Below are 8,114 nucleotides of genomic sequence, written 5' to 3' on the forward strand. Positions count from 1 at the left end.
TCCAATCGCTGTACAATCGGCATGATCGCTGCCGGCATCGTCCTTACGATCCGCGCTTGAACTTTCCTGGACAACCATGCCTGAACATCTAGCACCTCGACGGGTCTTGCTTGCCGGTGCCACAGGGCTGGTCGGAGGGCATATCCTCCGCGCCCTGCTGGACGACCGGACGGTGAGCGACATTCATGTGCTCAGCCGGCGGCCGCTCGCCGAAGCCGATCCCAGGGTGCAGGTCCAACTCGTGGATTTCACCCGGCTGCCGACCTTGCCCACAGTGGATGAGGTCTACCTGGCGCTCGGCACGACGATCCGGGTCGCCGGAAGCCAGCAGGCGTTCCGGGCCGTCGACCTGGAAGCCAACCTTGCCGTCGCCCGGGCTGCAATCGCGGCGGGCGCCTCGCGCGCCGCCCTGGTGAGCGCCGTCGGCGCCGACGCCGCATCGCCGGTGTTCTACAACCGCGTCAAAGGCGAACTGGAGGATGCGCTCAAGACCCTGTATCCGAACCTGCTGATCGCCCACCCCTCTCTCCTGCTTGGCGATCGGGATCGCTTGAAACAGCCGACGCGATGGGGCGAAAAGATCGCCATGCCCTTTGCCCGGATGCTCGGTCCCTTCGTGCCCGGCCGCTACGCGCCGGTCGAAGCCAGCGCCGTGGCGGCTGCCCTGGTGCGAACGCTTCCTCTGACGCGGGGCTTGAGGGTACTTGCTTCCGATGAGCTTGCGAGGATCGGCAGCGCTGCAAAGCCTGGGCCTTGAACCGGCGAGGCCGGCTCGCCGTCGCCACCCGCCGCCCGCCGGTGACGACAGGCTATTTCGGCGATCGGCCCACCAGGGAAACAAGCTGGCTGTGCCGCGCCGCCAGCTCCCGCTCGAGCATGACATCGCGGCCATAGATATCCGCGGCAAAGCGCGGACTCCCCTTGCCGTCGACGGTGGCGGTCGCGTAGAACAGCACGACGGGCACCGGGCGGGCCAGGTCCACATGCCGGGTCGGCCCCGGCTGCAGGGCGCCCTCGACGGCATCGGCATTCCACTGGCGCTGCTCGGCCAGCACATAGCGCGCCAGCGCAGCCGGATCCTCGACCCGGATGCAGCCATGCGACAGGTCGCGCCGGCTGCGCTTGAACAGCTCGCGTGCCGGGGTCGAGTGCAGGTAGATGTCCATCGGGTTCGGCATCGCGAACTTGATCGCGCCGAGCGAGTTCTTCGGCCCCGGACGCTGCCTCAGCCTGGCCCGGCCTGCCTGCAGATCGGCGACGCTGGCGTTGGGCGGCACCGTCTCCAGCTCGTTCTGCTTCAGATAAGCGGGATTGCGCTGCAATTTGGGCAGGATTTCCCTGTCGAGGATGCTGCGCGGGACGTTCCAGTAGGGGTTGAACTCGAGGTAGCGCATCTGGCCGACGAACAGCGGCGTTTCCGTCTTCGCGGAAGTGCCGACGACGACCCGCATCTCGAGCGGCGGCTCGGCGCTGCCCCGCGGTTGCGCCCACAGCCGGTAAGCCGGCAGGTCGACCACGATCAGCGGACCGGAACCGATATCCGGCAGCCAGCGCAGGCGCTCCAGCGTCAGTTCGAGCTGGCGCACGCGCAGCGTCGGCGGCACATTGAGCGCGTCGATGGTGCCGCGGCCCAGCACGCCGTCTTCATCCAGGCCATGACGGGCCTGGAAGCGCCGCACGCCCTCGTTCATCCGCGCGCCGTAGATGCCGTCGGGCGGCGGCGCCGTCTCTTGCGGCAGGTCGCCCAGCAGCACCAGGCGCTTGTACAGGGCCTTCGCATCCGCATAGGCGCCGCCGGGAGTGACCTTGGCCTGGGGTTTCGCCAGCGCCGGCCAGGGCTGCCTGGCCAGTTCGCGGTAATGCGCCAGCGCGGCCCTGACCTGCACGTACTGCGCGAACTGCGGCTCGGCCGCCTGCACCGCCGCCTGCAGCTTGCCGGCGGCCAGCCCGGTACGCAGGCGTTCGACCGGATCGTACTGCTTCAGGCGCGCATCGGGCAGGCGGGTGTGATATTCGGAACGCACGCGGCCGACGCGCAGGTCGGCCAGGTAGCGCAGCATCGCCGCCGTGAGCGCGACGTCGAACCGGGCACTGTCGGCTTCGCCGGCGAGCAGCTGCCGCTGCAGCGTATCAGCGCCGTAGTCGCGCGGGTCCAGGCCCTGCACCCTGGCCTGGCGCAGCACCCACAAGGCGGCCGCGGCGGTCGAGGTCGTCCAGGCCGGCGCGTACTTGCGCGGGGCGTAGAAACGGTCGAGCCAGCCGCGTTCGTCGTAAGGCCCCGCCGGCGTGGCCGGCGACTGCGCGGCCTGGACGGCCAGGCTGCGGATGGTGGCGGGGACGGGCTGCGCGAGCGTGGGACGGGGAGCGAGCGCCACGGCTGCACAGAACGCGAGCGCGGCGATTTTCAGGCTGGGCTTCATTGATGCTTTCGGACTTCGGCAGGACTACGGTACCGGTCAGCATCATACTCTTCGGGTCCGGGGATGCCCAGCCGTAGTTGTTTGATGTTGCCCCGCGATTCCCGGACACAGGCTGATGCTTAGTTAGCGTCAGTTTCCAGAGCCTGACGCGGTCGCTCTTTTGTCGCTCTTTTCTAAACATGCGTGGCGATTTATAGCCCAGCGCCGAGTGGCTTTGTTGAGTAAATCGAGCAAAGGCCGAGCTGACGCTATTTATAGCCAGCTTTATAACACTGGAACCGTGATCGGGTGCCCAGCCGAGTGAAGCGGTTGAGCACTGCGGCCCTGACCTGTAGCTCGGTGACTTGACGGTCGAAATCACGTGCCATGACGCGTTCGCCCAGCAGTTTAAAACAGCGCATCTTGGTCTCGACAAGGCTCCGCCGATGGTAACCGCTCCATTTCTTCCAGATTGCCCGGCCCAGCTTGCGCGTGCTCTGCAGAATCTCGTTGCGCGCACCGGCACCGCAGCGGTTCGTTTTCCACGGCTTGGCGTTCTTGCGGGTCGGGATGATGGCATGCGCAGCGCGCGAGGCGATGGCCTCGTGGCAGTCTTTCGTATCGTAGGCACCATCGCCGCTGACGCTGGCAATCTGCTCGTCAGCGGGAATCTGATTTAGCAGCGCCGGCAGGACAGGCGCGTCGCCAACGCTGTTGTCGGTCACCTCCATGGCCCGGATCTCCAATGTGGATGCGTCGATCCCGAGATGCACTTTGCGCCATTGGCGACGGTACTCGGCGCCGTGCTTTTTCGTCTTCCACTCGCCTTCGCCAAGCATCTTGATGCCCGTACTGTCCACCAGCAGGTGCAGACCCGTCGTGGTCGGCACCGCGCCGATAGCCACCTGCAGCGTCTTCTGCCGCCGGCTGACCGTGCTGTAGTCCGGCACAGGCCAGTCAAGCCCTGCCAGGCGCAACAGGCTTTCAGTCATCCCCATGGCTTGGCGCAGCGGCAAATTGAAGAGGCACTTCATGCTCAGGCAGAACTGGATCGCCTGGTCGCTAAACGTCTGGCTACGCCCGCGCTTGCCGTTCGGCTGGCCGTGCCAGCACATGGTCGGATCAAGCCAGATGAGCAGCGAACCRCGTGACTTCAGCGCTTCGTTGTAGGCCTTCCAGTTGGTCGTACGGTACTTCTGCGCAGCTGGTTTCATCCGCTCAGGCTACCAGACCAGCACGTTCTATGCTGGCCAAGCTTGGGTTTGTGCAACAAAGCCCAGTGGACGTCACAGTGAACAATTATGTTCACCGGCGGCCGAGTCAGGAGTCAAAACTTATCCCGGCCGTGTTGCTCATTTTTCGAGTCGCGCAAATACCGCATATTCACCATCGACCCTCGGAATTGGCAGTGGTGCATCACACCGCTCGCACGTTATCGACACATCATGGTCGGGGAAACTAGCCATTATTTCTGTTTCGGCCTCCAGCATCGCTTCCGCATCCGCTTCGAAGATTTCGCCATCGAATATTGCACGAGCTCTGATCTCATGATCGTTCCATCGACACAGTATTTTGCGAACTCCACATCCAATGCATCCCAGGAGCGCAACTTGCATTCCCAACAAAACGCTCGCTCGCAGATCATTTGCTTTCATCGTTCGGCCTCGCTGGAACTATGTGAACACCCTTCTTACTCTCGTGAATGATCCCATTCGTGGTAGGGCTTCTTTGCCCAGTAGCTGGATCAACATACACACCAATATTTGTGCCGAAATCGACGCGTTCCCCGGAGCCGGCTTCGCCCACGGGCGTGCTGCCGACATGCTGTCCAGTCCTTTTATGCTCGTCTATAAGGCTTTGAGGATTAGGGTGCGTTAATTCGCTTTTGCCAGGTTCGAAGTTGTTATGCCCAGGAACRTGTTTATCTTGCTTCCCTACTTCGATTTTCGTACCACTATTACCGCCCGAACTTGGCGTACCAGTAGAGCCACTCGTTTTCCCCTCGCTCGAAGAAGCAATCCAAGTGAGCGCTTTCTCACCAGCATAAAGAGCGGCTCCACCAACAATGACCGCGCCTGCGGCGCTGCACCATGGGCCGCATACCGCAAACCCTCCTTCAACGCCCAAAATTGCACCACGGCCCGCGAGCGCCCAACTTCTGCCATCGGGATCTACATATTTATACGGACTATTGTTGGCGTAAGCGTACCGATTGAAGCTGCCACCGGTATTCGCATCCGTCACCACCGGATCAATGCTCAAGAACCGTCCACCCTACGTGCGTTTATCGTAGACGAGCCGATTTCCCTAGCCCGCACAAGGACTTGGCGCAAGTTTTGCTGGCGGCTTTCGCTTAAAGAGCGAATTTTTCCCTAGACCCGATTTGGCTCGCGCACGCGCGCGACAAACTGTTTCTTTTCCTGTTTATTAATGGCCCGGCTTGGCCGCCGGGATCGCATTTGGGTGGATTTCGCCCGACTGATGGCGAAGCGCGGCGGCAAGCGAGGTTGGGTCGGTTTTAAATTTCCATTATTTCCCTTAACCTATCAATTAAATTCACCAATGATGGAGTTTTCTCAATTGCATTCTCATCCACCATTTCCATTAATGTTTCAAGTGCTATTCCATATTCACCTGCATCAAAGAAGACTTTCAGTTGCGCCATATCTGCCTCAGAGAGCAGACCGGACAATCTCTCAAAAAGCGAAATAAATAAATTTTCTATTTCTTGATACTGCATTTTTTCGTCCCCTATGGAGTGCTAGATGGAGTTTGTGGTGGCAGCGTTGCCGGCGGATTGCGCGGAACATTTGTAGGAAATCCCGTAACAATGCGTCCACCTTTAGAACCAGGCTCTGTAACTGTTGTTATATCCACACCATCTCTCGTGCCGGTTGAGATTGTTCGCCCACCTTTTCCAGGGCTATGTTTGGAATCAGGTGCTGTAGCCACCTCAGAAATTTCGCCGAGTATCTTTTCGTCGGTCCAGTTTGTTGGAAACTCGCTTTTTCCCGGACTACCAGTGCCAGGACGATGGCCGCCGCCAGTTTTATCACCATCAAGAATATGTTTTTCACCTTTTTCATCTACGAGGTTAGGCTTCTGTTCGGAATCATTCCTCTTCGGCTCAGAATGATTGTTCCGATTGTTATATGCACGAATAAGTGCTGCACGCTTCTGAGGATCGTTTGAAATTGAAGCCCCGACTATAAGAACCGTGGCGACAACCCCTATTGCGGCTACGGACTGTCTACCATTGGGATCGATATATTTGTAAGGACTGTTGTTGCCATATACGTAACGATTGAAGCTTGATGCATTGTCCGCATCCGTCACCACCGGATCAATGCTCAAGAATTGTCCACCCGACATGCGTTTGTCGTAGGCGAGCCGATTTTCCCTAGTCCGTTCAAGGACTTGGCGCAGGTTTTTGCTGGCGGGTTGTGCGTAAAGAGCGAATTTTTCCCTAGACGCGATTTTGGCTCGCGCGCGCGCGCGACAAGCTGTTTCTTTGCCTGTTTATTAATGGCCCGGCAAGAGCTGGCCGCCGCAGCAGAGCTGCATGTCAACCAGATCCGGCGCTACGAGGCGGGGACGGCGCAACCGACCTTAGAAGCCCTGATTCGGCTCGCCAAGGTGCTGCGCGTCAGCCTCGATGACCTGGTGTTCGGCGAAGGCGAGCGCGGGCCGGACGAGGACCTGCGTTTGCAGTTCGAAGCGCTGGCGGCGATGTCGCCGGAAGAGAAACAAGTGGCCAAGGCCGTGCTCGAGGCGATGATCGTCAAGAACCAGGTCAGCGGGGCCATTGCGGGCACGCTGGCGCGGGCCAATTCGCCGGTGGAGAAGGAGAAGGAAGAAAGCCAGGCTGCAGGCAGCCAGCGCACCAAACGACAGCGCGCCTAGTCGCCAACAACCAGCCGCTAAAGAGAAGCCACTCGCATCCGGGGCACCGGAGGGAGTGGCTTTTTTTGTTTTAAAAAAGACTGATTCGGCCTTGCCTCGTACTGATGCCAGCAGCCGTGGCATTCGCGGGTTTCGGGGCTTTGCCCTGAGTTCAAAGAAAAGCTGCGCGGCGTGATGGGGGCTGCGCCACCAAACGCCGGGCCGCGCCGTATAGCCACGACTCGTCGTGGCTATACGTTTCTCATCCTGTCCTGCACTTACCTGGGCCAGCAGTGGATTACCCGTGGGTTCTGCCGTGGGTACGCCGTGGGTACGCCGTGGGTTCTGCCGTGGGTTCTGCAATGGGCACCGGAGTGGGCACGACAGGAATTCTATTCGGGCCTTTCTCGTTCGTACGAGTTAAGAGGATATTCGGGTTCGAACCGGTGCGGGTCCTCGCCGATACCAAGGATCGCAAGCGAGTAAGGAAAAGCTCCTGCGACGATCACAAGTTCGCGGCCATCTCGGCCGGTTAGGACAATGCCCGATTCAAAGCGATTCATTTCGACCTCGATAAACAGCTTAGTTAGCGTCATTCCTTCGTTAAACCCGCTCGGTGCCTCAACGAACACCTCGTCCGCGAAGGGCGTGCTGACGCGCGTTGCAACCAAAACGCCGACCTCAATCCTCTCTGCAACGTCATGCATAACGGATTCAATTCGTGTCCCGAGCTTCTCCGACTGCCATAAAGTAACTGCTATGGGCCGACAATGCGCTGCCGTACGGATAGATATACGGGCGATTCCTCGCGTTAATCCAAAATCGGCCTGGTCTCCGGACCGATTAATGGTATAGGTCTTTGACATTTTTACGGATCCTTCTTGGGGTAATGGAGAGTCTCGTGGGGCTTTTCGCCGTTAGCCGGGATATCAATCCGAGGACCTGTTTTACCTCCAGGTCGCAATGCGACTCCATTGTCCCCGACCTGAGTACCCGCAGGGTACTTGCTGCCCTCGGGTGCTGGACCTGACTTTCCGCCGGTGAGATGGTCAAAGTCCTTGCCCGCATCGTTCGTTCCACCATGTTCAGGCGCAAGCGGACCATTATTAACTCTGTTTCCCTGGGTTCCGCTCTTGTCATCTTGAACGCCAACAAGCTTGTCTGGTAATGGAGTGCTCTTACCACCGCCACTTGCATTCGAACTTCCTTGAGAATTGCCCTGGTTCAGAATCGCCTTAGCTACTGCCCGAGCCGTCTCTTCTCGACCCTGTCGCCCCGGCAGCACATAGTGGCCTACAACAGCGACCGTAGCAGTGGCGACATAAGGGACGAACGGTATCAAAAATGCAAATCGCCCATCCGGATCGATGTACTGGTAGGGACTGTTGTTGGCGTAAGCGTAGCGATTAAAGCTGCCGCCCGTGTTCGAATCGGTTGTCACCGGATCAATGCTCAAGAACCGCCCCGCCACCGGATCATAATACCGTTGCTGCATGTACGTCAGCTCGGTATCCACATCGTTCACGTGCCCGCTGAACCCGATCGTCGGCTGCACGCCCGAGGCCACATAGCCATACGGCTCATAGCGCGTCCGGCTGATCACATTGCCCGCGGAATCCGTGCGCGCCACCGGGCTGCCCAGCCCGTCCGTATGGATATAGGTCACCGCGCCGTTGGTGCCCCCTACCGTGATAGAGGTCGTGCTGTACTGGCCGAAGCGCTGGTGGAATTCCCACACCATGCCCCACTGGAAGGTATAGGTGCCGGCGCTCGACGGTGCGCTGACCTGGAAGTTGAAGGTGGCGTTCTGGCCCGGCGCGACGGTGGACGGGC

9 protein-coding genes and 1 pseudogene are annotated in these 8,114 nt (G+C 59.8%); 2 read left to right on the top strand and 8 right to left on the bottom strand.

Annotation, left to right across the window (positions count from 1 at the left end):
* Window positions 1-76: 76 nt before the first annotated feature.
* Entirely contained in the window at window positions 77-757 is a 681-nt protein-coding gene (locus AC1DIX_RS20900; protein ID WP_477327067.1) for an NAD-dependent epimerase/dehydratase family protein, read from the top strand.
* A 52-nt stretch (window positions 758-809) separates the two neighbouring features.
* Here the strand turns inward: AC1DIX_RS20900 and AC1DIX_RS20905 are convergent, their stop codons facing one another.
* The 6 genes and pseudogenes from AC1DIX_RS20905 to AC1DIX_RS20930 form a co-directional block, all read right to left on the bottom strand.
* The gene (locus tag AC1DIX_RS20905; RefSeq protein WP_477327069.1) at window positions 810-2,420 is read right to left on the bottom strand and encodes a L,D-transpeptidase family protein; all 1,611 of its coding nucleotides are present in this window, start codon (window positions 2,418-2,420) and stop codon (window positions 810-812) included.
* 264 nt (window positions 2,421-2,684) lie between these two features.
* Window positions 2,685-3,613, bottom strand: a pseudogene (locus AC1DIX_RS20910) (IS5 family transposase).
* 138 nt (window positions 3,614-3,751) lie between these two features.
* Entirely contained in the window at window positions 3,752-4,054 is a 303-nt protein-coding gene (locus AC1DIX_RS20915; RefSeq protein ID WP_477327071.1) for a MafI2 family immunity protein, read from the bottom strand.
* Window positions 4,041-4,661 carry a polymorphic toxin type 50 domain-containing protein gene (locus AC1DIX_RS20920; RefSeq protein WP_477327073.1) on the bottom strand — a complete coding sequence of 207 codons (621 nt, stop codon included), beginning with the start codon at window positions 4,659-4,661 and terminating at the stop codon, window positions 4,041-4,043. The genes AC1DIX_RS20915 and AC1DIX_RS20920 overlap by 14 nt, the downstream gene beginning before the upstream one ends.
* 256 nt (window positions 4,662-4,917) lie before the next feature.
* The gene (locus AC1DIX_RS20925) at window positions 4,918-5,139 is read right to left on the bottom strand and encodes a MafI family immunity protein (protein WP_477327075.1); all 222 of its coding nucleotides are present in this window, start codon (window positions 5,137-5,139) and stop codon (window positions 4,918-4,920) included.
* 11 nt (window positions 5,140-5,150) lie between these two features.
* Window positions 5,151-5,753, bottom strand: a complete 603-nt coding sequence (locus AC1DIX_RS20930; RefSeq protein WP_477327077.1) for an EndoU domain-containing protein — start codon at window positions 5,751-5,753, stop codon at window positions 5,151-5,153.
* A 3-nt stretch (window positions 5,754-5,756) separates the two neighbouring features.
* Between AC1DIX_RS20930 and AC1DIX_RS20935 the strand changes: the two genes are divergently transcribed.
* Window positions 5,757-6,302, top strand: coding sequence for a helix-turn-helix domain-containing protein (locus AC1DIX_RS20935; protein WP_477327079.1), 546 nt, complete (start codon window positions 5,757-5,759; stop codon window positions 6,300-6,302).
* A gap of 371 nt (window positions 6,303-6,673) precedes the next feature.
* Here the strand turns inward: AC1DIX_RS20935 and AC1DIX_RS20940 are convergent, their stop codons facing one another.
* Window positions 6,674-7,147, bottom strand: a complete 474-nt coding sequence (locus AC1DIX_RS20940; RefSeq protein ID WP_477327081.1) for a hypothetical protein — start codon at window positions 7,145-7,147, stop codon at window positions 6,674-6,676.
* 2 nt (window positions 7,148-7,149) lie between these two features.
* Window positions 7,150-8,114 (bottom strand): RHS repeat-associated core domain-containing protein (locus tag AC1DIX_RS20945; protein WP_477327083.1); only part of this gene is annotated, 965 nt, incomplete at its 5' end.

This window comes from Massilia sp. 05N420 (genome assembly GCF_056397205.1).

Coding starts and splice junctions, on each gene's coding strand:
- AC1DIX_RS20900 (WP_477327067.1), top strand. CDS start 77: ATGCCTGAACATCTAGCACCTCGACGGGTCTTGCTTGCCGGTGCCACA.
- AC1DIX_RS20905 (WP_477327069.1), bottom strand. CDS start 2,420: ATGAAGCCCAGCCTGAAAATCGCCGCGCTCGCGTTCTGTGCAGCCGTG.
- AC1DIX_RS20915 (WP_477327071.1), bottom strand. CDS start 4,054: ATGAAAGCAAATGATCTGCGAGCGAGCGTTTTGTTGGGAATGCAAGTT.
- AC1DIX_RS20925 (WP_477327075.1), bottom strand. CDS start 5,139: ATGCAGTATCAAGAAATAGAAAATTTATTTATTTCGCTTTTTGAGAGA.
- AC1DIX_RS20940 (WP_477327081.1), bottom strand. CDS start 7,147: ATGTCAAAGACCTATACCATTAATCGGTCCGGAGACCAGGCCGATTTT.